Origin of the sequence: Bradyrhizobium sp. AZCC 1719, from assembly GCF_036924525.1 — a bacterium.
Lineage (GTDB): Bacteria > Pseudomonadota > Alphaproteobacteria > Rhizobiales > Xanthobacteraceae > Bradyrhizobium.
In genome coordinates this window covers 1,783,951-1,810,475 of sequence record NZ_JAZHRU010000001.1, presented here as the reverse complement: position 1 = coordinate 1,810,475, position 26,525 = coordinate 1,783,951, and the positions used below count along the sequence as shown (strand labels likewise).

Sequence of the window (26,525 nt, the reverse complement as noted above, 5' to 3'; positions counted from 1 at the left end):
GGTGTGGCGCAAGCCATCCCCCAAACATGGCCCATGCCGGCCTGTGTGCTCCACGCGCTGAAGTCTCTATGTTTTCAGGCTTATCGCGCGCTGCCGCAACCGGTTGCGGCGCACATCAAAGTTTCGTCATCTGCAATGACGCGTGGCTGCGCCGCTCATTGTCACATTGCTGCGTCTTCGGCCTTCGGCGCACCTGCGGACGAGACCGGCTGCCGCTCAGCCACCCGACGCTTGAGGTCGATCCGGTCGCGCGAGGAAATGCCGAGCAGGTCAGCCGCGCGCCAGACGACGTTATCCTCGAACTCACTGACCTGGCCGTCCGCGTATACCACTTCCCACATCATCTCGATGATGCGAAGCCGGCCCTCCTCGTTGACCGAACGCATGATGACGCTGGTGAAACGATAGAGATCGACCGCCTCGCCTTCGGCCCGCGTCGCCGACGCGATCAAATGATCCGCCGTCCCGGGATCAAGCTTGAATCGGCTTTCGATCAAACTGTGCAATTTGCGCTTCTCGAGCGCGCTCGGCTCGCCGTCGAGCGAGACGACGTGGACCAGTAGCGCAGTCGCCGCGAGAAGATACCCAGTATCGTCGAACGCGAAGTCCGGATCCGCGTTGGGGGCAACGATGTCGGCAATGAATTGGCGCAGTCCGTCGAGCATCAATCTACCTGCAAATTCGAAGAAGCTGTCGAGCAAATATGGGTCGAAGACTTGACCTTCGCAATCCGCGCGATGAGTGGCTGACAGGGCGCGCAGATTAAATCGGCGTCACGTTGGGTGTGACGCAAGCATCTGCGCGAAACCTGGGCAGTGCCCAAAGCCGCCACGGCGAACGGCGCGCCTTCGCTTTTCTGTTGGGTCGGAGCCCGGTTCAAAGCATGTAACCTTGCTGCTTCGGCAAGACACGGCCTATCGGCCAATGGCCGACTGCGCGATTCGCCGCAGGCAGTCGGTCGATATCCAATTGCAAATCATTCGCATTTGCACTAGGGAAAGAACTCATTGTTTCAGCAAGCTATTTTCAAAGGGGAGACGACCATGGCCTCGTTGCGCTTCGCACTTGGTGCTGCCGTTGTGTTGGGAATCGCGTCCGGAGCAGCGCTTGCGGCAGGTGACCTGTCGCGACAGACGCCGATCGAGGTGACGGTCGATCTCGGCTCGCCCGGCAAACACGAATTCGCGCCGAAGCAACTCAAGTTCGAAACCGGCAAGCTCTACAAGCTGATCCTGCGCAATTCGAGCAACGATCCGCACTACTTCACCTCGCACGCGTTCTCGCAGATGGTGTTCACGCGCAAGGTGCAGGTGACGCAGCAGCAGAACGGCAAGACCGTTACGCTCGCCGAATTCAAGGGCGCGATTCGCGAGATCGAGGTCTATCCGGGACAATCCGCCGAATGGTGGCTGGTGCCGATCGCGGCCGGCCGCGTCAACGATCTACGCTGCGACATCAAGACCAGCGACGGCAAGACCCACGCCGAGCTCGGCATGACCGGCGAGATCGTGATCGAGTAGCGCCGTTTAGGGTATCTCGTACACCATCACCTTGTCGGCGATGCCGCGCAGCGCCGCTTCCTTCTGGATCGGCCTGATCGCCTCTTTCGCCAGAATGGTGGCAACGGCCGGCGATTCGATCACAGGTCCCGTGATGTGGATCTCCTGCGAGGTCGACAGGTGCTGCACCCTTGAAGCGATGTTGACGGTCTGACCGAAATAGTCCTGTCGCTCGTTCAGCATGACCGCCAGGCATGGCCCTTCGTGGATGCCGATCTTGATGATCAGGTCCTCCCGGCCGCGCTCGGCATTCAGCGTCGCCATTGCCGCCCGCATGCGCAGGCCCGCGACGATCGCATGTTCCGGCCTGATGAAGGTCGCCATCACGGCATCGCCGATCGTCTTCACGACCGCGCCCTTCTCCGAGGCGATGATTTCGAGCAGCGCGTGGAAATGCGCCCGCACCAGGTCGAAGGCGGCGAGATCGCCGACCCGCTCATAGAGCGCGGTGGAGCCCTTGAGGTCCGTGAACAGGAAAGTCAGCGAGGTGATCTTGAGGCGCTGATCGACGTTGAGATTATCCGCCTTGAAGACATCACGAAACGTCTGGTTGGACAGCATACGCTTGGCGGTCAGGATCGGCTTGCGCTTGCCGAGCAGCTCATGGAGCGTGTCGTTGGCGACCCAGACCGCGGGCAGCACCCGGTGGTCGGTCTGATTGTCTAGCGACAGCCGTAGCGGTCCCGGCCGCATCACCGTCGAGCCCGTGGGCGCCTGCAGCTTGTTGAAGACGATCGAAAACTGTTGCCGCTCGCGGGTCGGCTCGCCCTGGACATCGAAGAAATGCGCCGAATGCGTCACCGGCTCGAACACGATCACGAACTGGTTGGGCAATTGCAGCGACAGCACCGCCTTCTCGCCCGCCGGCAGCTCGATGGCTTCCAGCGATATCTCGTCGATCAGACGCTTGATCGATTCCTCGCTCAGGTCCATCCCCGAGCTCCAGAATATCTGGCGGTTATATTCCCAGATCGACAGCGTATTGGGATCGTGCGCGGCAATGCGCCTGACGCGCGGGCTGACCGTGAAAGCGACCTCGACGCGGTCGTCGACCGATGCCTCGTAACCTTGGGCGCATAGCGCGCAATTGTAATCGTCGTGGCGTAGCGATTTCAGGGTGCTGTGCGCGCCGAGCACGCCACCGCAGCCGGGGCACAGCACATTCCAGGTGAGATCGAACAGCCCGAGCCGCGCCGAATGCAGGAAAGCCGAGATGACCTTTTCCTCGTCCAGGCCGTAGCGCGCGGCGAAATCCAACAGGTTGATCCGGTTGAGGTCGCGGTCCTCGCCCTTGGCGATCAGTTGTGAGATGGCATCGACCACCGCGGGATCGGCGGTCTGCTTCAAGACTGCGAACTGGGCCTGGGTATCGCTCATGGTGACAACCTAGATGTCGCGCCCGAGGCGACCGCGCAAGGTGCGCTTGCTCCTCTGACGCATTTTCTTCGCGGGGCCGGCAATCGGCCCGATCAAAAAAATACTACCGCGGCGTGATGGCGAACATCGGCGAACGGTCGGGCTGTGTCGTCACCACGCCGATCGGCATCACCGGATCCTTGTCGACGAGCGTGACGCGAAACGCGCCGATCATCTTCGCCAGCGCCAGCGTCGCCTCGACCAGCGCGAAATGCGCGCCGATGCAAACGCGGGCGCCGACGCCGAACGGCAAATAGGCGAAGCGGTCGGGCGGCGTGCCCGTCATGAAGCGGGACGGGATGAAGGCACTCGGATCGCGCCACAATTTTTCGTGCCGATGCAACAGCCACGGCGCGATCAGGATGACGTCCTTCTTCTTGACCGGCAGGCCCGCGATCTTATCCGGCCCGATCGCCGCGCGTGCGATCAGGAACGCCGGCGGATAGAGCCGCATGGTCTCGTCGATCACCGCGCGGGTGAATTTCAACCGCTCGATATCGGACGCGCCGTTGACGGGCGCGGTCTGTACTTCGCTCGCCACCTGCTCCTGCGTGGCAGGATCGAGCGCCAGAAGATAGAGCGCCCAGAACAGTGCGGTCGCCGTCGTCTCATGGCCGGCGAGAATCATGGTCGCGACCTGATCGCCGAGTTGCTCGTCTGAGAAGACTTCGCCGGTTTCCGGATCGCGCGCGTCGCCCATCAGGTCGAACAGATCGCGCGCCGGCGCGCCCGCGGTCTTGCCGGCGGCGCGGCGCTCGGTCATCAACATGCCGACGAATACGGTCCAGCGCTTGCGGAAGCGGCTGCGCGCAATATCCTGCGGGCTTGGCCAGCTCAACGGCAGCAGCAGGTCGAGGAAATGCGGGCGCGCCAGCCGGTCGCCATATTCCATCACGAAATCGCGCAAGGCAGCGCCGTGGCGATCCATCCCGAACGAGAACATGGTGCGCCCGGCGATCTCGAGCGCCATCCGCTGCATCGCCTCGCGCAGGTCGACGTGTCCATTGCTGGCGGCTCTCAGCTTGGCGACCGTCTGGTCGGTCGCCGCCAGCATGTGCGGAATGAGCGGCATCACCGCGCGCGGCGTGAATGCCGGCGCCAACGTGCGGCGCTGATGCTTCCACGCGCGCCCTTCCGCGATCAAAAGACCTTCGCCGAGGATTGGACGCAGCACCCGGATACCGGCCGGCGTTCGCGTATAATTTTCGTAATTGTCGACCAGCACATGCTTGATCGCATCCGGCGCGTTGAGAATGAACGTGCTGCGTCCAAAGAAGCGGCCCTGGACGATATCTTCCTCATAGGCCCGCTGGCCCCAGCTACCGATCGGGCTTTCGCGGATCGCCTTCATCCGCCCGAACACCGTCATGTCGTCGGGCGCCCGCGGCGGGCTCGGCGGCACCAGCGGTGCGCGCGCAACCGTCATGTCGTAGGCTTCGGCTATGCTCATCGGCGCCACTCTCGTAGCCCGGACGAGCGTGGCGATATCCGGGACCAACGCCCCGCATATCGCTTCGCTCATGCGGGCTACGGCTCCAACTATGTATTCGATCCGGGCGCCACAAAGGCGCACCCGTCAGGAAACAGCTAATAAGTCAGTTCGGCAACCGCAATCCGGTTTTCCGAGGCCGGCCAGGCCCGCGCCACGATCCGCTCGGTGTTGAACATGGTCACCACGGGCCTGCCGACCTCCTCTGCCGGAAGCCGCAAGGTCGTGACCGAATCGGTCGGCACGCCGGATTTCACGTCCCTGGGCTCCTTGCCGTCGATCAGCACTACGTCCCGCGGCAGGCCGAAATAGCCCCGCGGACGCGACATCAGGACCACGGCGCCCGCGCCGGTATCGGCCGGCCCGAGCGGGCGTGCGGCACGCAGATGCACGATTTCGGAGGAGCGCGGAAGCGGCGAGCGATAGAAATGGGTCGTCGGCGAACCCGCTGACGTCAACACGATTTCGAGAAACCAGGTAGCCTCGACCTGCGCCGGGCCCCAACGGCCGTCGGCGGCGGTTTGCGAAGAATGGATCGGACCGCCGGTCCGTTCGCCGGTCTCGGCAGAGACGCGATAGATTTCGACCGTCGCGCCGGAGACCGGACGGTTGGTGACAACGCCGCCCGGCGTACCCGTCACAAGCCCGCTCAGCCTGACTTCCGTTTCCGGCACGATCTCGATTCGGGACGGCTCGACGCCAGCGATGAATTTATAGATCTCGCGAAACGCGCGCGGATGAAACGCGACCTCGCGATGATCGAGCGCGCCGAGCACCAGATTGGTCGCGCCCTTCAGCGCAGGACCATCTGATGTGACGCCGGTCGGCATGCCCGGCTTGCCGACGAAGCGTCCGTCGGGTTGCGCATATTTGTCGTTGCCGTCGCTGCGCAAGGTGAGAAACGCCGTGCCCGGCGTCGCCTCGCTATCGCCCTCGTTCAAGCCGCGCAAGAACGGGCCGCGACCGTTGAACTCGTTATTGATGCCGTCATCCCAATCATAGATTCCGTGATTGGGAACGCCGCACAGCACGGCGTGGCTAACATCAGCTCCGCCGCCATTTCTGATGTAATTGCGGATCGAATAGCCGCCGCGCGAATTACCGACGAGGGCGATGCGCGCCGCGCCGGTGCGACGCTGCAATTCCTTAACGGCCTCGCCGAGCTCGCGGCGCTGGTCGTCGGTCGAGGAACGGTTCGGTTGCTGCACCTTGTCATCGGTGCGTGCCAGAGGATCGGTAAAATTGAACGCCAGCATTCGCTCGCGTGGCACGCCATTCGATTCCATTCGCCACAGCGTCGTTATCCAGAGTGCCGCGTGGTCGCCATTGCCATGCACGAACAGGATCGGCGGAACGGCCGCTGGTGCGGTCTGCGCTCGCGCCTGCAGACCGAGCAGCGGAAGACCGCCCGCCAGCAAAGGCAACGCTCCGGCACCCCTGAGGATCAACCGCCGCGACAGCCGCATTCCGAAACCTTCCGTTGCTTTTCAATACCTTAGCTGTGCGATAGCACCGCCGATAGTGCTGCTTCGACTGGACAGGCCAGGGCTTTCGCAGGCATCACTTTATATTCGAATGGAATCAAGCCGGTGACAGAACGCCAACGGAACCGATCATGACCGACCAGCCGAAACGTTCGCGTCTTGCGACTGACGGGATCGCAGCGCCGTTGCGGCACGCGGTGTTCCGGCGCATCTGGCTCGCCAGCCTCGTTTCCAACCTGGGGATTTTGATCCAGGGCGTCGGCGCGGCCTGGGCGATGACGCAGATGACTTCTTCGGCCGACAAGGTCGCGCTGGTGCAGACCGCGCTGATGCTGCCGGTGATGCTGATCTCGATGCCCGCCGGCGCCATCGCCGACATGCACGACCGCCGCATCGTCGCCCTAGTCTCGCTCGGCATCGCGCTTGTCGGCGCAACCGCGCTCACGGTGCTGGCGTGGTTCGGCCTCGTGACGCCGAATATCCTCTTGGCGCTGTGCTTCGTCGTCGGCAGCGGCATGGCGCTGTTCGGGCCGGCCTGGCAGGCCTCAGTGACCGAGCAGGTGCCGGCGGAAACGCTGCCGGCGGCGGTCGCGCTCAACGGCATCAGCTACAACATTGCGCGCAGTTTCGGCCCGGCGATCGGCGGAATCGTCGTTGCTACCGCGGGCGCCGTGGCGGCGTTTGCCGTCAATGCGGTGCTGTATCTGCCGCTGATAGCGGTGATGTTTCTGTGGAATCGCGCCCACGAGCCGTCGCGCCTGCCGCGCGAACGGCTCAACCGCGCCATGGTCTCCGGCGTGCGCTACATCACCAATTCGCCATCGATCAAGATCGTGCTGACGCGCACGCTGGTCACCGGCATCATTGGCGGCTCGGTCTCGGCGCTGATGCCACTGGTCGCCCGCGATCTCCTGCATGGCGGCGCGCAAACCTACGGCATCATGCTCGGGGCATTCGGCATGGGCGCCGTATTCGGTGCGCTGAATATCGGCGAGGTGCGGCGGCGCATGAGCGGCGAGGCCGCGGTGCGCGCCTGCGCGATATCGATGGCCGGCGCGATCGCGGCGGTCGCCCTGAGTACCAACGCGATCCTGACGGCGATTGCACTCGTGCTCGCCGGCGCGGTGTGGATGCTGGCGGTCGCCCTGTTCAATATCGGCGTGCAGCTTTCAGCGCCGCGCTGGGTTGCGGGCCGCTCGCTGGCGGCTTTCCAGGCGTCGATCGCCGGCGGCATTGCGGTCGGAAGCTGGGGCTGGGGCCACCTCACCGACCTCGCCGGCGTGGAGACCGCGCTCTTGGTCTCGGCCGGGCTGATGCTGATCTCGCCCCTGCTCGGCATCTGGCTGCGCATGCCGCCGGTCGGCGCGCGCAACGAGGATGCCACCGAACTGCTTGCCGATCCCGAGGTGCGGCTGTCGCTCACGGGGCGCAGCGGACCGCTGGTGGTCGAAATCGAATATCGCGTCGCGCAGGACAACGCGCGCGCGTTTCACAATGTGATGCAGGAAGTGCAGCTCAGCCGCCAGCGCAACGGCGCCTATGGCTGGTCGATCGCGCGCGACATCGGCGACCCCGAATTATGGACGGAGCGCTACCATTGCCCGACCTGGCTCGATTATCTGCGCCAGCGTAACCGTGCCACGCAATCCGAGCGCGCCCTGCACCAGCGCGCGATCGACTTTCATCTCGGGCCGGAGCCGATCCGCGTCCGCCGCATGCTGGAGCGGCCGTTCGGCTCGGTCCGCTGGAAGGAAGATACCCCCGACCGCGCGGCCAACGAGGTCTTGCCGGTGGTCGCAACCGCAGCAGGCAGCAGCACCTGACCCATCGATATGGGTGACGCGGGGCGGCTGTTGGGCGCAGAACGGCGCGGGAATAAATCAGCCCAACTTGATTCAGCGTGCTGCCCACACCGCGCCACCAACTTCCTGCGACTAAAGTGCAAGACGTCGGTGGGCATACGCCCCGCCGAACGCGAGCAGGTCCTGCTTCGCGCCTGCGAGATAGCAACGTTGCCCTGCCAGTTGAGCGATTCATAAGGAGTCCGCGCACTTCCCGCTTGCCAAAATGCCGCGCAAGCCTTTGACTTGTCGTTGAGACAAACAAGCCTGCGGCGACAGCGGGCGACATCTCAACCGGGAGGAACTCATGAGCAAGCGTAGCGATACAAAAACGACGCGGCGCCGTTTCCTGACGGCCGCGGCCGCCGGCGGTGCGGCGATTGCGATGCCACAAGTCAGCCGGGCGCAGACGGCGACCCTGAAGATGCAGGGCTCGTGGGGCAAGGCCGACGTCTTCAACGAGATGGCCGAAGATTATGTGAAGCGCGTCAACGAGATGGCGGGAGGCCGGCTGCGTATCGACTATCTGGTGGGCGGTTCGGTTGTGCATCCGTTCCAGGTATTCGACGGCGTGCATGGCGGTCAGATCGACGCGGCCCATACGGTGACCGTCTACTGGTACGGCAAGCACAAGGCCGCGTCGCTATTCGGCACCGGGCCCGTGTTCGGCTTCAATGCCAACGAAGGCCTTGGCTGGATTCACAACGGCGGTGGCAAGGAGCTGTTCGAAGAACTCCAGACCCAGATTATGAAGGTCAACATCAAGAGCTTCTTCGCGATGCCGATGCCGACCCAGCCACTCGGCTGGTTCAAGAAGCCGATCAACAGCGACGCCGACCTGAAGGGGCTCAAGTACCGCACCGTGGGTCTCGCCGCCGACTTGTTCCAGGTGATGGGCGCCTCTGTCGCGCAGCTTCCGGGCGGCGAAATCGTGCCGGCCATGGAGCGCGGCGTGATCGACGGATTCGAGTTTAACAACCCGACCTCGGACAGGCGCTTCGGCGCGCAGGACGTCGCCAAGAACTACATGATGGGCAGCCACCATCAGGCGACGGAATACTTCGAGATCATGTTCAACCGCACGAAATACAATGCGTTGGCGGCCGAGCAGAAGGCGATTCTGCAGTATGCCGCAGAGGCAGTCTCCTCCGCCAACGAATGGAAGGCGATGGATTATTACTCCAAGGACCTGCAGGAACTGATCAGCAAGGACAAGGTCAACGTTCAGCGGACGCCGAAGTCCGTATTCGATGCGCAGATCAAGGCATGGGATGGCCTGATCACTCAGCTCGGGTCGGATCCGTTCATGAAGAAGGTGATGGATTCGCAGAAGGCGTGGGTGCGCCGCGTGGTCTACTACAACATGAACAACGCGACGGATTATCGTGGCGCCTTCGAGCATCACTTCCCGGGCGTGCTCAAGGTCTGACGAGCTCGCAGCGCTTGAGCGGCGGTACGAATAATGAGCGGCGCGGTTGACGCGCCGCTCAGCCAGCAATTGGGGGACATCCGGATGTGCGATTTGCCGCGGGTTCAACTCGCATGAGGAAATTTCTGTTTTTCATCGATGAGCTCAGCACATGGGTCGGCAAGGCGTTCGCCTGGCTGATTCTCGTCCTCACGCTCGGTGTCAGCTACGAGGTGTTCATGCGCTACGTGTTGCGTGCGCCGACCACCTGGGCATTCGACATCAGCTACATCACCTACGGCGCGATGTTCCTGATGGCCGGCGCCTATACGCTCTCGCGCAACGGCCATGTGCGCGCCGATGTGGTCTACCGGCTGTGGTCGCCGCGCACCCAGGCGACGATGGACCTCGTTCTTTACATTCTGTTCTTCCTGCCGGCGATTGCGGCATTGATGTATTCAGGCTGGAACTACGCCGATATGTCGGTGCGCTTCCGCGAAGTCAGCATCTTCAGTCCGGCCGGCGTGCCGGTGTTTCCGCTGAAGGCGCTGATCCCGATCACCGGCCTGCTTCTGTTTCTGCAAGGGTTCGCTGAAATCATCCGCTGTGTGCTGTGCATCCGCACCGGACGATGGCCGCAACGCCTGCACGACGTCGAGGAAACCGAGAGCCTCATCATCCGCGAGCATCAACAGCACCAGGCTGCGGTGGAGCCGACCGAGAAAGGAGCCGGCGCATGACCGACCCTCAACTCGGCATGCTGATGCTGGGGCTTTTCATCTTCATCATCATGCTCGGCTTCCCGATCGCCTTCACGCTGATGGCGATGGGCGTCTCGTTCGGCTACTATGCCTACTACACGCCCGGTCAGGAGTTCTTCCAGAACCGTATCTTCACGCTGCTGGTGCAGAAGACGTTCGAGGTCACGTCCAGCGACGTGCTGGTCGCGGTGCCACTGTTCCTCTTCATGGGCTATCTGGTCGAGCGCGCCAATATTCTCGACCGCCTGTTCCACTCGCTGCAATTGTCGATGAAGAACGTGCCCGGCGCGCTCGCGGTGGCTACGCTCATCACTTGCGCAATGTTCGCGACCGCCACCGGCATCGTCGGCGCCGTTGTTACGCTGATGGGCCTGCTGGCGTTGCCGGCGATGCTGCGCGCGGGTTACGACACCAAGCTGTCGGCAGGCGTGGTGTGCGCCGGCGGCTGCCTCGGCATCCTGATCCCTCCAAGCATTCTCCTGATCGTCTATGCGGCGACCGCCGGCGTTTCGGCGGTCAAGCTCTATGCGGCCGCATTCTTTCCGGGGTTCATGCTGGCCTTGTTCTATGTCCTCTACGCGATGGCGCGGGCGATCATCAATCCCGCGCTCGCGCCGAAGCTGCCGCCCGAACAGACCAATGTGCCTCTCAGCACGGTGATCTGGGCGCTCGCCACATCGTTCCTGCCGTTGGCGCTGCTGATTGTTTCGGTGCTCGGTGCGATCCTGTTCGGGCTGGCGACGCCGTCCGAAGCGGCGGCGGTGGGCGCGCTCATGAGCATCGTTCTGGCAGCGGCCTATCGCTCGCTCAACTACACGATGATGCGCGAGTCGGTTTACCTTACCGTGCGCGCCACCGCGATGGTCTGCTACCTGTTCATCGGGTCGTGGACGTTCTCCGCGGTGTTTGCCGTCCTCGGCGGACAGTCGGTGGTCGAGCAGTTCTTCACCTCGCTGAATCTGTCACCGATTCAGTTCCTGCTGCTGACCCAGATCATCATCTTCCTGCTCGGCTGGCCGCTGGAATGGACCGAGATCATCATCATCTTCGTGCCGATCTTCCTGCCGCTGCTTCCCCAGTACGGCATCGATCCAATCTTCTTCGGCATCCTGGTCGCATTGAACACGCAGACAGCGTTCAATACGCCGCCCGTCGCGATGGCCGCCTTCTATTTGAAGGGCGTGGCACCGCCGCAAGTGAAGCTCACCGACATCTTCTCCGGCGCGCTTCCCTTTGTCGGCCTGGTCTTCTTCACCATGGCTCTGGTCTACATCTTCCCGGAAATTGCGTTGTGGTTGCCCAGCTATCTCTATGGATCGCGGTGAGCCGGCCCGGCAAAGCGCTGAAAGGATGCGCATGAGTCTCAATGCGCTCGGGCTTGCGGAGGCTGCGGCCAGCATCCGCGATGGCCGGCTCAGCTCAGTGGAGCTTGTCGCCGACTGCTTGAAACGCGTCGACGAGGCCGATCGCGACATCGAGGCGTGGGCATTCCTCGATCGCGACTACGCGATGCGGCAGGCCGAGGCCGCGGACGACCGTCGCAAGCAGGGCAAGGCCACAGGCCCGTTGCATGGCGTGCCACTGGGCATCAAGGATATCTTCGATACCGGCGACATGCCGACGGAGTTCGGATCAAGCCTGTGGGCCGGACGCACTCCGCGTCGCGATGCGGCGGCGGTGGCGCGCCTGCGGGCGGCAGGGGCCGTGATCCTCGGCAAGACGGTGACGACCGAGTATGCCTATTTCAATCCCGGCAAGACCCGAAATCCGCACAACCCGGCTCACACGCCGGGCGGGTCATCGTCGGGCTCCGCCGCGGCCGTTGCAGCGCTGATGGTGCCGGGCGCCATCGGCTCGCAGACCAACGGGTCCGTGATCCGCCCTGCCGCCTTCTGCGGGGTGGTTGGCTTCAAGCCGACACACGGTCTCATTCCACGGAGCGGCGCGCTACTGCTATCGCGGGCACTTGATCATGTCCGGCGTGTTTGCGCGCTCGGTCGACGATGCAGCACTGCTGGCACAGACCCTTGCAGGTTTCGACGAGGAAGATCCGGATACGCGCCCCCTTGCCTCTCCGCCCTTTGTCGAAATGGCGGCAAGTGAGCCGCCATTGCCGCCACGGTTCGCCTTCGTGCGCTCGCCCGCGTGGAAGCATGTCGAGCAGGTGACGACGGAGGCGTTTGCCGAACTGGTGGAAGCGCTCGGCGAGCAAGTTTCCGAAGTCGAGATCGGCCCAAGTTTCGACCGCGCCATCGACATGCACCGCACCGTCATGGAAGTGGAGATGGCGCACAACCTGCATCGCGATTTCGAGCAGGGCGGCGAGTCCCTGAGCCAGATGCTGCGCGCACTGATCGAGCGCGGCCGCCAGGTTGCGGCCGTCGACTACACGCGCGCCTTGGCCGGCAGCGCGCCGCTCAACGCGGCGCTCGACGGCGTGTTTGACGAATACGACGCGATTCTGACCCCGTCTGCACCGGGCCCGGCGCCGCGCGGCCTCGACAGTACCGGCAACCCCGTGTTCTGCTCGACGTGGACTTACCTCGGCACGCCGGCGGTGACGCTGCCGCTGCTGCAATCGGAAAGCGGCCTGCCCATCGGCGTTCAGTTGGTCGGGCGCCGCGGCAACGATGCGCGGCTCCTGCGGACGGCCAACTGGCTCATCAAAACTCTTGGAAAAGGCGGCCGCGGCAAAGCCGCGCCTGCCAAAACCAATGCGCGTCGCGCGAAAACAAGGAGCGGCAGATGACGAATTTCATCACCGGACTGATCGGCGTTGCCGGCGTCTGCGCGTTTCTCGGCATCATGCTCTGGTGGATCAAGGCAGTGCCGCTGATCATCATCTGCGTGCTGGTGATGGCGCTATTGATTTACGATTTCTACCAATCGCTGCGCGCCAACGGAAACGGCACGGGATAAGCCACGGCCGCCCGGCGCCTTCTACTGCCCGGCGCTCGCTAGCTTCCGCTGGCAGGCCTTGCTGATCCGTGAGCGGTTCTGCTTCAGGCAGGCCAGAATGACCTGATCACCATCCTGCATCTGCGCCCGGCAATACCGCGAGACGTCGCGCGCGCACTCGTCATGCCCCTCTCTTTTTTGTGTTTGTGCCGATACGCTTGAGGCCATCAGGATCAGGGGAATGACGAAAAGGATCTTGGTCATTTGTTAATGCCTTCGTAGCCGGGAAACGCGATCAGCGCGCTCTATAGCGTTTTCTGGCGAGGTTGGAACCGGTCCGCGTCAGGAAAACGCGTCAAACAGGAATCCAGTGCGTCAAAATCCCGGCCGCACGCATTTGTGAACGGCGAAATGCCCCGTTCGCGTTGTGAACGCCGCGAAACGAAAAACGCCTGCGTCGCATCGCCGCAAGCGTTCCCGGGAGCCGGTGGGCCGACTATTGCGCGGCGAGCTTGCCCTTCTTCGCCGCGAGATCGCGATCCATCACGGTGCGGCAGCCCGCGCTCAGGTCGGCGCGATGCTTGATCATGCAGGCGGTGATCTTCGGAATATTCGGGATTTCCGAGCTGCAGAGGCGGAATGCGTCGCCGGTGCACATCTGCTGCTGCTCAGAGGTGAAGGCGAAGCTCGCGGTCGACGAAGCGGCGGCGAACGAGGCGGTCAGGGCCAGCACTAGGCTGACCTTGCGAACGGCATTGAAGAACACTGCGGTCATTGTCGGCTCCTGTTGGCTCGGCAGGCGAGCCCCGTTGTTGATGGCAGGAGCATGCGCCCGGAGCCGCGGGGCGACTGTGACTGACCTCACTCGCGCATAAGCTGCTCATTTCCTTCACCTAGCCGGCGCTTGTTCGCGAGACGTTAAGACATTGTTGGCATTAATGGCCCGTTGCGTGTGTGTACCCCGAGTATGTGGAAAGAGTAGCGATGCGTAATGCGTTGGGCCTGATGCTGGCCAGTGTAGTGATGGCGCTGGTGATCACCGGCGTTTGGTTTTGGACCTCCTCGCCGCGGACCGACGCGGCTGCACCCCAAACCGTTGCCGCCCGTGCGCCCGAGCCGCTGCCGGCACCCGCCGCAGCCAGGCCGGCACCGAGGGACGACGTCGAGACCACAGCCTCGCTCTCGAAGCCGGCCCCTGCCCCCGCGCCGATTCCCGCAGCCCAGCCGATGCGATCGGCCTGCGCCAATCCCGACGCACTCGGCGTGAGCCGCACCGTCGTGATCGACACCACCGGCGGCCCCGGCTTCGGCTTCCTGCAGTACAAGCAGTTCGACTTCCTGACCGACAAAGAGGTCGTGCTGACCTTCGACGACGGCCCGTGGCCGACCACGCCCGCCGTGCTCAAGGCGCTATCGGATGAATGCACGAAGGCGCTCTTCTTCCCCGTCGGCAAGCACACGACTTATCATCCCGAGATTCTCAAGCAGGTCGCGACCGCCGGCCACACCATCGGCTCGCACACCTGGTCGCATGCCCATCTCGACAGCAAGAAACTGACCGAAGCGCAGGTCAAGGAAGAGATCGAGAAGGGCTTTAGCGCGGTGAAGATGGCGCTCGGGACGGCGCCCGCGCCGTTCTTCCGCTTCCCGGGGCTTGCGCACACGCAGCCGGCCCTCGGCTATCTCGCCTCGCGCAACATCTCGATGTTTTCGGTTGATGTCGATTCCAACGACTTCAGATCGTCGGGTCCCGACCAGGTCATCCAGAACGTCATGACCAAGCTCGACAAGCAGGGCAAGGGCGTCATCCTGATGCACGATTTGCAGAAGAGCACGGCGCAAGCTTTGCCGACATTGCTGCGCCGCCTGAAAGCCGGCGGCTACAAGGTCGTGCAAATGCGCGCCAAGGAGCAACTCGAAACCCTGCCCGAATATGACGCGATGCTGGTGAAGGACCAGAAGATGCCGGCGGTTGCCAGCCGCCCGATCAGCAGCGTGGTGCAGACGGTTTCGCAGTAAGCCGATCGGCTCAAGCACGCAAAACGCGCCCCTCGGAGTAATCCCGAGGGGCGCGTTTTGCTTTGGCAGTGTTTACCAGTAGATCCCGTGGCGATGCAGCTCGCGGACGATGCGCGCTTCAATCCAGTGGTGCCTGCGGCGCGGCTTCATGCTCCTGGACATGAACGCCGTTCTCCGAGCAACGGGCCTTCCGCGCTCGGCTCTCGACCGCTCAGCGGCCGGCTGTTGAACCTTTGCTGCCGGCTTGGGCGCCTCGGCCTTCGGAGTCTCAGCCTTCGGCGTTTCAGCCTTGGGCTCGATCGCCGGCCGCTCGACATATTTCGGCGGTTCCGGCGGCTGCGGGACTTCAGCGGTTTTCGGTGCATCGACGGCCTTCGCGGGCGCCCGCTCGATGCCACCCAGCGACAAGCTCCGATCCCCAGCCTGAGCAGCAGTGGATGCCAGAACGAATCCTGCGATGAGAATGAGTTTACGCATGTTGGTGTCTCCCCTTGAGGTCGAGGCGGAGACTAGGCCGGCCACGCGGCTCTCTATGTGAGAAAGGTCACGCAAGGCATGCACCACCCGGCGATCTATCGACGCGCCTAGGACCGGGTCTGATCCACTCGCCGCAGGATCTCTATCCCCATGATATTCTTCACCAAGGTATAGGATTTCAGGAGTTGGGAGAGTTCGGGGTCGGCAGCGGCCCAACTACCCCAGTCGCTATTCTGGTTGTCGATCACAACAACGTCGGGCGGCTGCTTCCTGAAATCCTCGATCAGGCCGGCGCGCTCGCGCGCCACGTAGCCCGCGAGGCGGTCCGCCGTCGGCTGATCGATGGTCCCGTCCCGGAGCGCCCGACGAACGACTTCCCGAATCCAAAGCGCCTGCTGACGCGAGACCCATGTCCCCCCAAGCTCGCGAACCGCCGGATGACCGATGTCGTTCGCCGCACTCAGCATCAGGATCTTCGGCCGCGGCCCTAGCGGGGTGATCTCCTCCCGGACGACCCGCGTATCGATGCTCGTGGCGAACCGGAGGCATCCGTTTGCGAAGACAAGCGCGATGAGCAACATCGCGCCAACGCGAAGCCGGCGCGATCCCGCCTGCCCATCGCCGCCGGCCACGACCGCCCAACCTGCGGCCAGCAGTCCGAGCGCGACCATCGGATAGGCGTGATATCCCCATCCCTTGGCCTGCACGAAAAACGAGACCGCGAAGCCGAGCGATCCGGCCATCATCACCAGCGCCACCGTGTCCACTTTCTGCCGCCGGCTTTGCAACGCCAGCGTGACCGTGATCGCCAGCAGCCACAGCGTTGTTGCTGACGTCGGCAGAATGGAGAGGAGCGGTAAGTTCGCCAACAGATAGACGTCGCGCACCAGCGGATAGATGAGCGTGAGATACTCCGGATAGAACGCGACGATGCAGAGCGCATGGATCACGACCAAGGTCGCGGCGATCCAGTTCTCCGGCGCAAACAGCACCCGCCAGTCTCGCGCTTGCGCGGCTGCGGTCAGAATGCAAAAGCCGACCGCAAAGACGAAATACGGCTTGAAGTTCATGGTTGTCGCGGCGCACAGGCCGGCGATCAGGATCGCCGACGGCGCAACCCGCTCGCCATTGGCGCGCAGGATGTAGACCGCAAGCGCCGGCAGCAGCGCCACCAGCGCCAGGTGTTCGCGCTGGCCGAAATCATACATCGGCAAAATGGTCAGCAACGCGGCCGCCCATACGGCAACCACGCCACCGGCACGCTCGCGCAACGAGGAGAAACGCAAGGCCCGCCATGTCAGCGCCAGCGATGCCGCGATCAATAGAAAGATCAGCCCGTTGGTCACGACCTCAGGCCGCATGTGAATCGCGCGTGCAACGACGACGCCGAGCATATAGACCGATCCCGCCATCGGCGGATTGGTCTCGAGGATGTCGACATACAAACGCTGGCCGTCGAGCATGCGCTCGCAGATGGTCAACCACCAGCTTACATCGACGTTGAAGGGCAAAAACCCTCGCAGCATGATCGCCACCATGAAGACGGCGACGACGGCGTGCAGGGGAGTCACGGCCCAGGCTCCCTGGCGGGCGGTTTCGTCCCCGGGAAGGCTCAGGCCGACATTGAGCGACATGCAAGATCCTGCTGAAAACTGTGCAGGCAAGCTAGAGGCGGCCAGTTAATAAGAGATTTCAGGGGGTTGGATACGCGCTTGCCAAGCACATGGCTATGAGGCTGAAGGCGGCGATCGGCTGAAAGGAAGCTCCGGCGAGAGCCCGCCCAAAAAAAGCGTGGTGCCGCAAACAGGACTCGAACCTGTGACCCCGTCATTACGAATGACGTGCTCTACCAACTGAGCTATTGCGGCGGACCGAAGCGGCGTCCGGGCGTTAGCCGCGAACGCCCGCACCTGATATCGGGCAGCGCCCCGATTGGCAAGAAAAACGCTGCTTCGGAAACCTAGAGCCCTTTCGGTTCTGATTGAATCAGAACCGGGCTCTAGATTCTTGTTTTGACGCGTTTTCTTGACGCGAACCGGTGTCCACTTCGCTGGAAAACGCTCTAACTGCCACCCCAACGTGACAAAAATCCCCGCCAGCCGCCGGCCTGGGCCTTGGGCGGGGCGATTTGTTCCGCGAACTCGTCCGCTTGGCCGTCCTCGTCGATGCCGGGGTCGTCCGGGGCTCGAATGAGGGGGATCACGGCGGGAATCGGGGCCGGAACCGTCTTTGGAATATCGTGACGCGAACGGAACAGCGGGGCCGGCTGGCTTGGCGCCGGTTCGGCCGGCTTCGGCGGGGCCGGCTCCGGCGTCGGAAGAATGGTGGCCGCTTCGGGGCGGGGAGCCTCGGCGGGAGGCACTTCGGCGGCAGCCGCGGGTGGCGGCACATTGTCCTGCGCGGCCGGTGCCACGGGCGGTTCGGGCGTGATGACGGGGGCAGCGGGCCCGGCAGGCTGCTCGTCCACGGCCTCAGGCGGCGCAATCACCACGGCACGGCGCGGCGTCGCCAACATGGCTTCCTCGAACGGGGAGGATTCGATCGTGCTCACCTTATCGGACGGCAGGGCCGCGACCGGCGTCTGCCACTGGAAGGCATCGAGCCGCCCGGTAACCGGGGAGACCGGCCGCCAGCGATCACTGACATAGCCGTCCGCGGTCCAGGCCGGATCGTGCAGCGCGCGCACCGCGCGCAAGGTCCACGCGCGCGCGCGGCCACTATCGCCGTGCTCGGTGCGCTCGATCTCGGCCATCAACAGCGCGACCCGCTGCGTCGGCTGAGCGATGAAGGGCGCCAGCGCCTCGCGTGCCTTGGTGAACTCGGACGCGTCGATCGCGGCGCGCGCGATCGCCAGCGCGCCCTCGATATGTTCAGGCGCTTTCGCCGCCAGCGTCTCGACCCGCACCAGCCGTTGGCGCGCGGAATCCCCCAACTTCACATGGGCATAGGCATCGGCCAGATCCGGATGCGGCTGCGCCAACCACGCCGTCTCGACAAGCCGCATCGAACGCCGCACCTGGTGCGCTTCGCTCTCGAACTTGCTCGCCAGCACCGCGGCCGGCACCAGCGTCGGCGCCAGCTTGACCGCTTCCATCACGCTCTCGCGCGCCAGGTCGCGATCGACCTTTTCGAGTTCGAGCGCGCGTGCGGTGAGCAGCACGCCGCGCTGCCGGCGATAGGTCGCCTTGTCGATCAGCCCTGCCGATTGATTGTTGTCGAGGATCTTCAGCGCGCCGGCCCAGTCGCCCTTGGCGCAGCAGAAGCCGAGCACGGCGTGCGATGCCCATGACGACGACGGCGACAGCTTAAGCGCTTCCTCGGCGAGCATGACGGCGGCGACGGGATCGTCGGCGCGCTGCGCCTCGATGAACAGGCCGCGCAGGCCCAACAGCCGCGTGTCTTCGCGCTCGGCCATGGCGCGGAAGGCGCGCTGCGCGCCCTCGCGGTCGCCGTCGAGCTGCGCCGATTGCGCGTGCAGCAGCAGGGCCAGCGGATCATGCGCCGCATGCTTTCGCGCGGCGTCCGCATGGATACGGGCAGCCGTGGAATCGCCATGGCCGATCGCGAGCAGGCCTTGCGTGATCGCATGCCGGCCACGGGCTTGACGACGTTCGCGCCGGTTGCGGCGGATCCGTTGCGGCGTGCGCCACAGGCCGCGCAGGGTCGCCCACAGCATCATCGCCGCGACGATGACGATGCCCAGCGCCAGCATGAACACCGGCAGCGTGGTCTGCACGCGATAGCCGCCCCACGACAGCACGACGTTGCCGGTCTGCTCGGCAATCCAGGCCGCGCCCGCTGCACCGAGCGCGATCAACAGCAGAAACAGAATGATCCGGACCATTGAAATCCTTATTGCGCCGGTTTGGCGAGCACGGCCATGGCCTCAGTCGCAAATTGACGGGATGCGGCCAGCGCGGCGTCGCGCGCATCGGCCGACTCAAGCCATGATTGCGCCGCGGCGCGATCGGCCGGCTCCAGCGTCCTCAATTCCCGCCGCGCCTCGTTGAAATCGTTGCGCAGCGCAGCCGCCGTGATCCGCGCCACCACGGCGCCGCGGTCCGTGCCGGCGGTATCGGTGCGTTCGATCTTGACCAGTTTGGCAGCGCCCGCCTGCAGACGGTCGACGATGCCGGTGCCGGTGGTGGCGGCGCTCTGTTGGGCCGGCAACAGTTTTGGCACCAGCGCCAACAGTTCCGTGCTCAGCTTGCCGGCGTTCGGCACGCCCTTCTCCGCAAATTCATCGAGCGCCTTCAGCGCTTCGGGATTTGGTGCCAGCGCCTTGGCTGCGGCGAGCGCCGTCGGATAGGGATCGCCGATCCGGACCAGCACATCGAGCAGCGCTGCCGATACCACACGGCGCAGCGGCATATCATCCGCAGGTTTGGCGTCGGCCGTCGTGTCGGCAAGCTTGCTGCCTTGTTGCGCGATCTCGACGCTCTGCGCCCGCATCTGGCTCTCAACCTTGGCGATACGTTCGGCGAAAGCGGCGAGATCAGGCGACACGGTGCCGTCGCCACGCGGCGCCGACTTCACCTCGTTGATGGCAGATGCCAGCTTCTCGCCTTGCGCGCGCGCCGCGGCGAGCTCACCGCGCAGCGTCGCGACCGATTTTTCAAGCGCGTCTGTGCGCGCGGCCGCGGCGGGATCGGCCACCGGTTTGCCCACCCTGGATTCGAGGCCGGCGATTTGCGCGGTTAAACCGTCGATGGCGGCGGCGTTGAGCTGCGCGGTCTGCGATACGGAGGCCGGCTGAATCGCGGGCCAGCCCAGCATCCAGCCGACGCCGATCACCAGCGCCGCTGCGACCGCGCCGGAAACCGGCGCGACGACCCAGGGTGAGACAGGCCGAGACGGCGGCTCCGCCGCCCGTGACTCCTCAACTGGAGACTCCTCAACCGGCGCTTGGGCGATCTCGGGCGCGGGTTCAGCCTCAGGCTGCTCGGATGGCGCCTCGCCAGAACTCTTGGTCTCGCTCGAAACTTCGGAGGCATCGAGATCGATGGTCGGCGGCTCACGCTTCGGCCGACCCGATTCGGGCAGCGATCCAGTGTCTTCGGGCCTGTTATCGACCATCACAACGGTTCCCTTAAGGTGGTTAGATGCCGGAACTTAGCAGAATCGAGACGTCTTAGAGCATGATCCGGCCGTGGCGGCACCGGTTTTCCGATAAGACCATGCTCAGGACTTAAAGATTAGGATCCGATCGGGCCTGCAACGCCCGGTCCAGCGCCTCGAACAGGGCATTTTCGTCCGGTGAAACCGCCGTCGTGACCTGGGTTGCGCCGGCGTCCCGCAACACCGCGGCAACGCCTGCTGAAATGCAGCACTGCGGCAGCGCCAATGCTGAGATTTCGACGCCGCCGAAACGCGCCGCCTCCAGAAACGCACGCGCGCTGCGCCGCGAGTAATGCAGCACGGCCTCGACCTCATGCGCCACGAAAGCGTCACATATTTCCCGCGGCAGGCTGGGCACGGGCACCATCCGGTAGGTGGTATGAGTCACCACCGCAAAACCCTTCTCGCCGAGTTCACCGGCAAGGTCGCGCGCGAGATCGGCCCCGGCAAGGTACAGTATGGGGCTCGCCTTCTTCAGTTGCTTCAATTTCGCGCTCGCCAGCACCAGATCGCGCAACGCGCCGGCGTCGCCCTTGGAGGCGATCACGTCGCCGAACCCCGCATCGCGGGCCGCCGCCGCGGTATTTTCTCCGACCGCGAACAGCGGCAGTTTGAGAAGCCGGCTGTCGGCAAGCTGGGGCGCGATGGCGCGCAGCGCGTTGGCGCTGGTGACGATGACGGCGCCATAGGTCGCGTCCGCATCGTCCTGGAACAGCACCGGCTCGAACCGCAGCATCGGCGCGCGCAGCACGTCGAACCCCCGCGCGTGGAGGGCCTTCGCCGTCATCTCATCATCCGGACTTGGTCGCGTCACGAGAACGGCCATATTTCAGATCTCCGCCAAACCGGTTTCGGGCACGCGCGGTGATTGCACGTTGTGACCTCGTAATGCTACCCGGTTACGGAAGCGTTGTTTTTGGCGATAGCGCAAGGGCTAGACAAGGGTTCAAATTGGACAACGACAAGCCGATGCTGGTGCTGGGTATCGAGACCACCTGCGATGAAACCGCAGCCGCCGTGGTCGAGCGCCAGCGCGACGGCAGCGGAAAGATTCTATCCAATATCGTGCGCTCGCAGACCTCGGAACACGCCCGTTTCGGCGGCGTGGTGCCGGAGATCGCGGCGCGCGCCCATGTCGACCTGCTCGACGGGATCGTCGGCCAGGCCATGAAGGACGCCAATGTCGGCTTCGCGCAACTGTCAGCGGTCGCGGCTGCCGCAGGTCCCGGCCTGATCGGCGGCGTGATCGTCGGCCTCACCACCGCCAAGGCCATTGCGATGGTGCATGACACGCCGCTGATTGCGGTCAATCATCTCGAAGCGCACGCGCTGACGCCGCGGCTCACTTGCGCGCTCGCCTTTCCCTATTGCCTGTTTCTCGCCTCCGGCGGTCACACCCAGATCGTCGCCGTGGTCGGCGTCGGCAAATATGTGCGGCTCGGCACCACCGTCGACGACGCGATGGGGGAAGCCTTCGACAAGGTCGCAAAGATGTTGTCGCTGCCCTATCCGGGCGGCCCCGAGGTCGAGCGCGCGGCGGGAAGTGGCGACGCCAAACGTTTCGCCTTTCCGCGGCCGATGCTTGGCCGGCCGGATGCAAATTTCTCGCTGTCGGGATTGAAGACGGCGGTTCGTAATGAGGCCAACCGCTTGGCGCCGCTGGAGCCCCAGGACGTCAGCGACCTCTGCGCCAGTTTTCAGGCCGCGGTGCTGGAATCGACCGCAGATCGGCTAAGCGTCGGCTTGCGACTGTTTCACGAGCAATTCGGCCCGCCCCGCGCGTTGGTCGCCGCCGGTGGCGTCGCCGCCAATCATGCCATTCGCGGGGCGCTGCAGGATGTCGCCTCGAAGGCGCAGACCACGCTGATCATTCCGCCGCCCGCGCTCTGCACCGATAACGGCGCCATGATCGCCTGGGCCGGCGCGGAGCGGATGGCGCTCGGATTGACCGATACAATGGATGCGCCGCCGCGCGCGCGCTGGCTGTTAGATGCCAACGCAACCGCGCCGGCCGGCTTCGCCAACACCCGCGCAGGATTCTGACATGACGTCCTTCAATTCCGTCGCGGTGATCGGCGGTGGCGCCTATGGCACCGCGCTCGCCTGCGCCGCGGTGCGCGCCGGCCGCAAAGTCGTGCTCTATGCGCGAAGCGCCGAAAGCGCCGCGCAGATGCAGGCGACGCGAAACAATCCAAAACTACCCGGCGTGAGCCTCGACAGCAGTATCGGCGTCACGGCCGACATCGCTGCCGCAGCGCGCACGGACATCGTCCTGCTTGCGACGCCTGCGCAAAGTTTGCGCGACGCCGCTGCGACGCTAGCGCCGCACCTCAAGCCAAAGACACCCGTCGTCGCCTGTGCCAAGGGCATCGAGCGCGGCACCCACCGGTTCATGACCGAGATCATTGCCGAGACCATACCGGATGCAATCCCGGCGATTCTGTCGGGACCGAACTTCGCCGACGACGTCGCGCGAGGCCTTCCGACCGCCGTGACGCTTGCGGCAAGGGACGAAAAGCTGGCGAGCCGTCTGGTGCAGGCACTGGGCTCATCAACCTTCCGGCCCTATCACACCACGGATGTTCGCGGCGTCGAGATCGGCGGCGCGGCCAAGAACGTGCTGGCGATCGCAGCCGGGATCGTCGTCGGCCGTCAGCTCGGCGCCTCGGCGTTGGCCGCACTGACCACGCGCGGCTTCAGCGAACTCGCGCGCCTCGGCCGTGCCTGCGGCGCGCGCAGCGAAACGCTGGCGGGCCTGTCGGGTCTCGGCGATCTGATCCTGAGCTGCTCCAGTCCGCAGTCTCGCAATTTGGCATTCGGCATCGCGCTCGGCCGCGGCGAGCAGCCGAACCGCGATAAGCTCGCGGAAGGCGAATTCACCGCGCCGGTCCTGATCGAACTGGCGGCTTCGCAGAACGTCGATATGCCGGTATCAAATGCGGTCGCGGCGATTCTCGGCGGCAAGGTGACGATCGACGCGGCGATCGAAGGCCTGCTGACACGGCCGTTCAAGGCGGAGGAATGACGATGGCGTACTGGCTGGTGAAATCCGAACCGTCGGCCTGGTCATGGGACCAGCAGGTCGCGAAGGGAGCAAAGGGCGAAGCCTGGACTGGCGTGCGCAATTTCACCGCGCGGCAGAATCTGGTGAACATGAAGAAGGGCGACAAAGCCTTCTTCTATCATTCCAACGAAGGCAAGGAGATCGTCGGCATCGCGGAAGTCATCAAGGAAGCCTATCCCGATCCGACAGACAAAACCGGCAAATTCGTCTGCGTCGACATCAAGGCCGACAAGCCGTTGAAGACGCCGGTGACGATGGCCGCGATCAAGGCTGACAAGAAGCTCGCCGACATGGCGCTGGTGAAATATTCGCGGCTGTCGGTGCAGCCGGTCACGGCCGAAGAGTGGAAGCTGGTCTGCAAGATGGGCGGGATGTAGCGCTCTTATCTTTACCCTCCCCTGGAGGGGGAGGGTGAAGCACTGGTCCTGACCGGCTACATGGGTAACAGAATAGACCGGCGACATGGGTAACAGGTCAACTAGTCGGCAAGGAGGGCCTTGCCGATGGGGTGGAAGGAGACCTGTACCGTGGAAGAGCGGATGCGGTTTATGGTGGCGGTTGAGAAGGGCGAGGAATCGTTTGCGGCAATCTGCCGGCGGTTCGGAGTGAGCCGGCGGATCGGGTACAAGTGGCTGGCGCGCTTTGAGGAGGAAGGGGCTGCCGGCCTGCTCGACCGTTCGCGGGCTCCGCTGCACCACCCGCAAGCGATTGCGCCGGACCTTGCCGAGCGCTGCCTGGAGGTGCGGCGCGCGCATCCGACTTGGGGGCCGGTGAAGGTGCGGGCCTATCTGGAACGGTGCACGCCCAAGACAGATTGGCCGGCGGCGAGCACGATTGGAGAGCTGTTCGATCGCGAGGGGCTGACGGTAAAGCGCAGGCTGCGCCGGCGCAGCCCGCCATCGAGTGCGCCCTTTGCCCATTGTGAGGCCGCCAACGACGTCTGGTGCATCGATTTCAAGGGCTGGTTCCTGACGGGCGACGGCGAGCGGTGTGAACCGCTGACGATCACCGATGCCCATAGCCGCTATCTTCTGCGTTGCCAGGCCCTGCCTCACACGGACGCCGATCATGTCTGGCCGGTACTTGATGCAGCGTTCCGCGAGTTCGGGCTGCCCCATTACATGCGGTCGGACAATGGCTCCCCCTTTGCGTCACGCGGCGCTGGCGGACTGTCAAAGCTGTCGGTGAAGCTGATCAAGGCCGGCGTCACGCCGGAACGCATTGCCCCCGGCAAGCCGCAGCAGAACGGCCGCCATGAGCGCATGCATCTCACGCTGTTGCAGGAGGTGGCCAACCCGCCGGCACACAGCATGCGCGAACAGCTCAAGCGACTGCGTGCCTTCCAGCAACTTTACAACGAAGAACGTCCTCACCAGGCGCTCGGCAATGCTACGCCTGCCGAGCGTTACCAGGCTTCAACGCGCCGTTTTGATGGCATTCTGCGCTCGCCGGAATATGACGACCAGGAAGTCCGCTGGGTTCGCCACAATGGAGAGATCAAACTCGATGGCAAGTTCGTCTACATCAACGCGGCTCTGGTGGGGGAGCCGGTTGGTCTGGCTGAATCGGACGGCTGTTGGACCGTCAGCTACGGCCCGATCATGCTCGGCACCATCGCCTATCGGAGCGATGAACTCCGAAAACCAAAGCGCAAGGGCTGTGGACTTGGGGACAACGCTGCGCGTTGCCCCCAGGGCCCACAGCCCCAGCAACAACAGACCTGAACGAAACGAGAATTGTGTTACCCATGTCGTCGGTTTGAACTGTTACCTATGTCGCCGGTTGCTCACACTACGCCGCAGCGGCCGCCGTCACCACCTGCGCCAGCAGCGCCTCGCGCTTGGCTTGCGTGCGATAGCCTTTCATCGTCGCGGCAAAGCGCTCGAGGATGCCGTCTTCGAACGCGGTGACGATGGTGTCGTGGACATAGCTCTTGCGGCAGATAGCCGGTGTGTTCGAGAGTTCGTCGGCCGCCGCGCGCACGGCTTCGAGCACCTGCTTCTTGCGGCCGCGGGCGCTCGCTGCCGGCGAAATCCGCGACAATGATTCCAGCACCACGGCCGATGCCATCAGCGTGCGGAAATCCTTCAGCGAAATCTTGATGCCGGCGATCTCGCGCAGGAACGCGTTCACGGCCGTGGTCGAGGCTGCGCGCACGACGCCAGACCTGTCTCGGTACTGGAACATGCGCTTGCCCGGCACGGTGCGCAGGATGCCGATGGCGCGCACCAGCTTGGCGGCGTCACATTCCTTGCGCACGGCCTTGCCGCCCTTGGCCTTGAAGGTCAGGACGAGGCAATCGTCTTCCAGCGTGACGTTCGATTTCAACAGCGTGGTGGCGCCGCGGGTGCCGTTGAGACGAGCATATGACTCGTTGCCGGGACGGATCGCGGTACGCGCGATCAGCTCGATCACGGCCGAGAGCGCAAACTCCCGCGTCGGCTCATCGCCCGACAGATACGCAGAGACCTTCCGCCGGATCTTGGGCAGCGCCGCGACCAGCTTGGCCAGGCGATGCGCCTTGCGGTGCTCGCGAACCTTTTCCCAATCGGCGTGGTAGCGGTATTGCAACCGGCCGGCGGCATCGAAGCCGACCGCCTGCAGATGCGAGGTCGGATCGGCCGAATAGCGAACGTCGCGATAGGCCGGCGGCACCGCCATCGAATGCAGGCGCCGGATCGTTCCGGCGTGGCGGATCTGCGTGCCATTGGCGCGAATGAATGAATAGCTTTTTCCGCGCTTGATGCGGCGGATGGTCAGGCCGTTTTGATCGCCGAGTTTGAGGCCAAGTTCCTGTGCCAGCGCTTCGACGGAGATGATGTGCGGCTTTGCCGCGGATGATTTGGGCGGTTCCTTCGGCAGTTGCCCGAGCGCTTCGGCCAATGCAACGGCGGGATCGGCGGAAACGGGCCGCGTAGCCTCGAAATTCTGCTGATCCATCATATCCGTTGTCGCCTTACTCCGCCTGTTTCGCCGGTAATGCCGGTTGTT

General features: G+C 64.2%; 23 protein-coding genes, 1 tRNA gene and 1 pseudogene. 12 read left to right on the top strand and 13 right to left on the bottom strand.

Features of this window, described 5'->3' with window-relative positions; all coding sequences use genetic code 11:
- Window positions 1–161: 161 nt before the first annotated feature.
- The gene (locus tag V1292_RS08650; protein ID WP_334371798.1) at window positions 162–665 is read right to left on the bottom strand and encodes a tellurite resistance TerB family protein; all 504 of its coding nucleotides are present in this window, start codon (window positions 663–665) and stop codon (window positions 162–164) included.
- Window positions 666–1,043: 378 nt separating this feature from the next.
- On the opposite strand from V1292_RS08650, the gene V1292_RS08645 reads away from it, so the two are divergent.
- A complete protein-coding gene (locus tag V1292_RS08645; protein ID WP_334371796.1) occupies window positions 1,044–1,520 on the top strand; it encodes a hypothetical protein in 477 nt (158 codons plus the stop codon).
- 6 nt (window positions 1,521–1,526) lie between these two features.
- Here V1292_RS08645 and V1292_RS08640 read toward each other — a convergent pair whose 3' ends face one another.
- The 3 genes from V1292_RS08640 to V1292_RS08630 form a co-directional block, all read right to left on the bottom strand.
- Window positions 1,527–2,936: an adenylate/guanylate cyclase domain-containing protein gene (locus tag V1292_RS08640; protein WP_334371794.1), complete on the bottom strand. Its 1,410-nt coding sequence runs from the start codon at window positions 2,934–2,936 to the stop codon at window positions 1,527–1,529.
- 103 nt (window positions 2,937–3,039) lie between these two features.
- Window positions 3,040–4,425, bottom strand: a complete 1,386-nt coding sequence (locus V1292_RS08635; protein ID WP_334371792.1) for a cytochrome P450 — start codon at window positions 4,423–4,425, stop codon at window positions 3,040–3,042.
- A gap of 137 nt (window positions 4,426–4,562) precedes the next feature.
- Window positions 4,563–5,930 (bottom strand): hydrolase, encoded by a 1,368-nt coding sequence (locus tag V1292_RS08630; protein ID WP_334371790.1) that lies wholly within the window; start codon window positions 5,928–5,930, stop codon window positions 4,563–4,565.
- 149 nt (window positions 5,931–6,079) lie between these two features.
- On the opposite strand from V1292_RS08630, the gene V1292_RS08625 reads away from it, so the two are divergent.
- From V1292_RS08625 to V1292_RS08595, 6 genes and pseudogenes are all read left to right on the top strand, one after another.
- Complete coding sequence (locus tag V1292_RS08625; RefSeq protein WP_334371788.1) at window positions 6,080–7,771, top strand: MFS transporter; 1,692 nt, start codon at window positions 6,080–6,082, stop codon at window positions 7,769–7,771.
- 325 nt (window positions 7,772–8,096) lie between these two features.
- Entirely contained in the window at window positions 8,097–9,218 is a 1,122-nt protein-coding gene (locus tag V1292_RS08620; RefSeq protein ID WP_334371787.1) for a TRAP transporter substrate-binding protein, read from the top strand.
- Window positions 9,219–9,331: 113 nt separating this feature from the next.
- A complete protein-coding gene (locus V1292_RS08615; protein ID WP_334371786.1) occupies window positions 9,332–9,937 on the top strand; it encodes a TRAP transporter small permease subunit in 606 nt (201 codons plus the stop codon).
- A complete protein-coding gene (locus V1292_RS08610) occupies window positions 9,934–11,283 on the top strand; it encodes a TRAP transporter large permease (RefSeq protein WP_334371785.1) in 1,350 nt (449 codons plus the stop codon). The genes V1292_RS08615 and V1292_RS08610 overlap by 4 nt, the downstream gene beginning before the upstream one ends.
- Window positions 11,270–12,707: pseudogene (locus V1292_RS33830) on the top strand (amidase). The gene V1292_RS08610 and the pseudogene V1292_RS33830 overlap by 14 nt, the downstream one beginning before the upstream one ends.
- A complete protein-coding gene (locus V1292_RS08595; RefSeq protein WP_334371782.1) occupies window positions 12,704–12,877 on the top strand; it encodes a hypothetical protein in 174 nt (57 codons plus the stop codon). Before V1292_RS33830 ends, V1292_RS08595 begins: the two are co-directional and overlap by 4 nt.
- A gap of 21 nt (window positions 12,878–12,898) precedes the next feature.
- Here the strand turns inward: V1292_RS08595 and V1292_RS08590 are convergent, their stop codons facing one another.
- Both V1292_RS08590 and V1292_RS08585 read right to left on the bottom strand, forming a co-directional pair.
- A complete protein-coding gene (locus tag V1292_RS08590; RefSeq protein ID WP_334371781.1) occupies window positions 12,899–13,120 on the bottom strand; it encodes a hypothetical protein in 222 nt (73 codons plus the stop codon).
- Window positions 13,121–13,352: 232 nt separating this feature from the next.
- Window positions 13,353–13,631: a hypothetical protein gene (locus V1292_RS08585; protein WP_334365697.1), complete on the bottom strand. Its 279-nt coding sequence runs from the start codon at window positions 13,629–13,631 to the stop codon at window positions 13,353–13,355.
- Window positions 13,632–13,840: 209 nt separating this feature from the next.
- On the opposite strand from V1292_RS08585, the gene V1292_RS08580 reads away from it, so the two are divergent.
- Window positions 13,841–14,875: a polysaccharide deacetylase family protein gene (locus V1292_RS08580; RefSeq protein WP_334371779.1), complete on the top strand. Its 1,035-nt coding sequence runs from the start codon at window positions 13,841–13,843 to the stop codon at window positions 14,873–14,875.
- A gap of 72 nt (window positions 14,876–14,947) precedes the next feature.
- On the opposite strand, the gene V1292_RS08575 is transcribed toward V1292_RS08580, so the two are convergent.
- The 6 genes from V1292_RS08575 to V1292_RS08550 form a co-directional block, all read right to left on the bottom strand.
- Entirely contained in the window at window positions 14,948–15,352 is a 405-nt protein-coding gene (locus V1292_RS08575) for a hypothetical protein (protein ID WP_334371777.1), read from the bottom strand.
- Window positions 15,353–15,459: 107 nt separating this feature from the next.
- Window positions 15,460–16,986 carry a hypothetical protein gene (locus tag V1292_RS08570; RefSeq protein ID WP_334371776.1) on the bottom strand — a complete coding sequence of 509 codons (1,527 nt, stop codon included), beginning with the start codon at window positions 16,984–16,986 and terminating at the stop codon, window positions 15,460–15,462.
- A gap of 158 nt (window positions 16,987–17,144) precedes the next feature.
- A tRNA-Thr gene (locus V1292_RS08565) sits at window positions 17,145–17,220 on the bottom strand.
- Between the two features lie 194 nt (window positions 17,221–17,414).
- Window positions 17,415–19,196 (bottom strand): heme biosynthesis protein HemY, encoded by a 1,782-nt coding sequence (locus V1292_RS08560; protein ID WP_334371774.1) that lies wholly within the window; start codon window positions 19,194–19,196, stop codon window positions 17,415–17,417.
- 8 nt (window positions 19,197–19,204) lie between these two features.
- Window positions 19,205–20,428: a COG4223 family protein gene (locus V1292_RS08555; protein WP_334371772.1), complete on the bottom strand. Its 1,224-nt coding sequence runs from the start codon at window positions 20,426–20,428 to the stop codon at window positions 19,205–19,207.
- 112 nt (window positions 20,429–20,540) lie between these two features.
- Entirely contained in the window at window positions 20,541–21,296 is a 756-nt protein-coding gene (locus V1292_RS08550; RefSeq protein ID WP_334371771.1) for a uroporphyrinogen-III synthase, read from the bottom strand.
- Between the two features lie 143 nt (window positions 21,297–21,439).
- Between V1292_RS08550 and tsaD the strand changes: the two genes are divergently transcribed.
- From tsaD to V1292_RS08530, 4 genes are all read left to right on the top strand, one after another.
- The gene (tsaD, locus tag V1292_RS08545) at window positions 21,440–22,513 is read left to right on the top strand and encodes a tRNA (adenosine(37)-N6)-threonylcarbamoyltransferase complex transferase subunit TsaD (protein ID WP_334376972.1); all 1,074 of its coding nucleotides are present in this window, start codon (window positions 21,440–21,442) and stop codon (window positions 22,511–22,513) included.
- A 1-nt stretch (window position 22,514) separates the two neighbouring features.
- Window positions 22,515–23,495 (top strand): NAD(P)H-dependent glycerol-3-phosphate dehydrogenase, encoded by a 981-nt coding sequence (locus V1292_RS08540; RefSeq protein ID WP_334371770.1) that lies wholly within the window; start codon window positions 22,515–22,517, stop codon window positions 23,493–23,495.
- A gap of 2 nt (window positions 23,496–23,497) precedes the next feature.
- Complete coding sequence (locus tag V1292_RS08535; RefSeq protein WP_028348379.1) at window positions 23,498–23,911, top strand: EVE domain-containing protein; 414 nt, start codon at window positions 23,498–23,500, stop codon at window positions 23,909–23,911.
- A 126-nt stretch (window positions 23,912–24,037) separates the two neighbouring features.
- Window positions 24,038–25,258: an IS481 family transposase gene (locus V1292_RS08530; protein ID WP_334371768.1), complete on the top strand. Its 1,221-nt coding sequence runs from the start codon at window positions 24,038–24,040 to the stop codon at window positions 25,256–25,258.
- A gap of 67 nt (window positions 25,259–25,325) precedes the next feature.
- Here the strand turns inward: V1292_RS08530 and V1292_RS08525 are convergent, their stop codons facing one another.
- Entirely contained in the window at window positions 25,326–26,477 is a 1,152-nt protein-coding gene (locus V1292_RS08525; protein ID WP_334371767.1) for a DNA topoisomerase IB, read from the bottom strand.
- Window positions 26,478–26,525 lie beyond the last annotated feature (48 nt).

Coding starts and splice junctions, on each gene's coding strand:
- tsaD (WP_334376972.1), top strand. CDS start 21,440: ATGCTGGTGCTGGGTATCGAGACCACCTGCGATGAAACCGCAGCCGCC.
- V1292_RS08610 (WP_334371785.1), top strand. CDS start 9,934: ATGACCGACCCTCAACTCGGCATGCTGATGCTGGGGCTTTTCATCTTC.
- V1292_RS08590 (WP_334371781.1), bottom strand. CDS start 13,120: ATGACCAAGATCCTTTTCGTCATTCCCCTGATCCTGATGGCCTCAAGC.
- V1292_RS08595 (WP_334371782.1), top strand. CDS start 12,704: ATGACGAATTTCATCACCGGACTGATCGGCGTTGCCGGCGTCTGCGCG.
- V1292_RS08550 (WP_334371771.1), bottom strand. CDS start 21,296: ATGGCCGTTCTCGTGACGCGACCAAGTCCGGATGATGAGATGACGGCG.
- V1292_RS08580 (WP_334371779.1), top strand. CDS start 13,841: ATGCGTAATGCGTTGGGCCTGATGCTGGCCAGTGTAGTGATGGCGCTG.
- V1292_RS08575 (WP_334371777.1), bottom strand. CDS start 15,352: ATGCGTAAACTCATTCTCATCGCAGGATTCGTTCTGGCATCCACTGCT.
- V1292_RS08555 (WP_334371772.1), bottom strand. CDS start 20,428: ATGGTCGATAACAGGCCCGAAGACACTGGATCGCTGCCCGAATCGGGT.
- V1292_RS08615 (WP_334371786.1), top strand. CDS start 9,332: ATGAGGAAATTTCTGTTTTTCATCGATGAGCTCAGCACATGGGTCGGC.
- V1292_RS08570 (WP_334371776.1), bottom strand. CDS start 16,986: ATGTCGCTCAATGTCGGCCTGAGCCTTCCCGGGGACGAAACCGCCCGC.
- V1292_RS08525 (WP_334371767.1), bottom strand. CDS start 26,477: ATGATGGATCAGCAGAATTTCGAGGCTACGCGGCCCGTTTCCGCCGAT.
- V1292_RS08635 (WP_334371792.1), bottom strand. CDS start 4,425: ATGAGCATAGCCGAAGCCTACGACATGACGGTTGCGCGCGCACCGCTG.
- V1292_RS08620 (WP_334371787.1), top strand. CDS start 8,097: ATGAGCAAGCGTAGCGATACAAAAACGACGCGGCGCCGTTTCCTGACG.
- V1292_RS08535 (WP_028348379.1), top strand. CDS start 23,498: ATGGCGTACTGGCTGGTGAAATCCGAACCGTCGGCCTGGTCATGGGAC.
- V1292_RS08540 (WP_334371770.1), top strand. CDS start 22,515: ATGACGTCCTTCAATTCCGTCGCGGTGATCGGCGGTGGCGCCTATGGC.
- V1292_RS08645 (WP_334371796.1), top strand. CDS start 1,044: ATGGCCTCGTTGCGCTTCGCACTTGGTGCTGCCGTTGTGTTGGGAATC.
- V1292_RS08560 (WP_334371774.1), bottom strand. CDS start 19,196: ATGGTCCGGATCATTCTGTTTCTGCTGTTGATCGCGCTCGGTGCAGCG.
- V1292_RS08530 (WP_334371768.1), top strand. CDS start 24,038: ATGGGGTGGAAGGAGACCTGTACCGTGGAAGAGCGGATGCGGTTTATG.
- V1292_RS08630 (WP_334371790.1), bottom strand. CDS start 5,930: ATGCGGCTGTCGCGGCGGTTGATCCTCAGGGGTGCCGGAGCGTTGCCT.
- V1292_RS08585 (WP_334365697.1), bottom strand. CDS start 13,631: ATGACCGCAGTGTTCTTCAATGCCGTTCGCAAGGTCAGCCTAGTGCTG.
- V1292_RS08625 (WP_334371788.1), top strand. CDS start 6,080: ATGACCGACCAGCCGAAACGTTCGCGTCTTGCGACTGACGGGATCGCA.
- V1292_RS08640 (WP_334371794.1), bottom strand. CDS start 2,936: ATGAGCGATACCCAGGCCCAGTTCGCAGTCTTGAAGCAGACCGCCGAT.
- V1292_RS08650 (WP_334371798.1), bottom strand. CDS start 665: ATGCTCGACGGACTGCGCCAATTCATTGCCGACATCGTTGCCCCCAAC.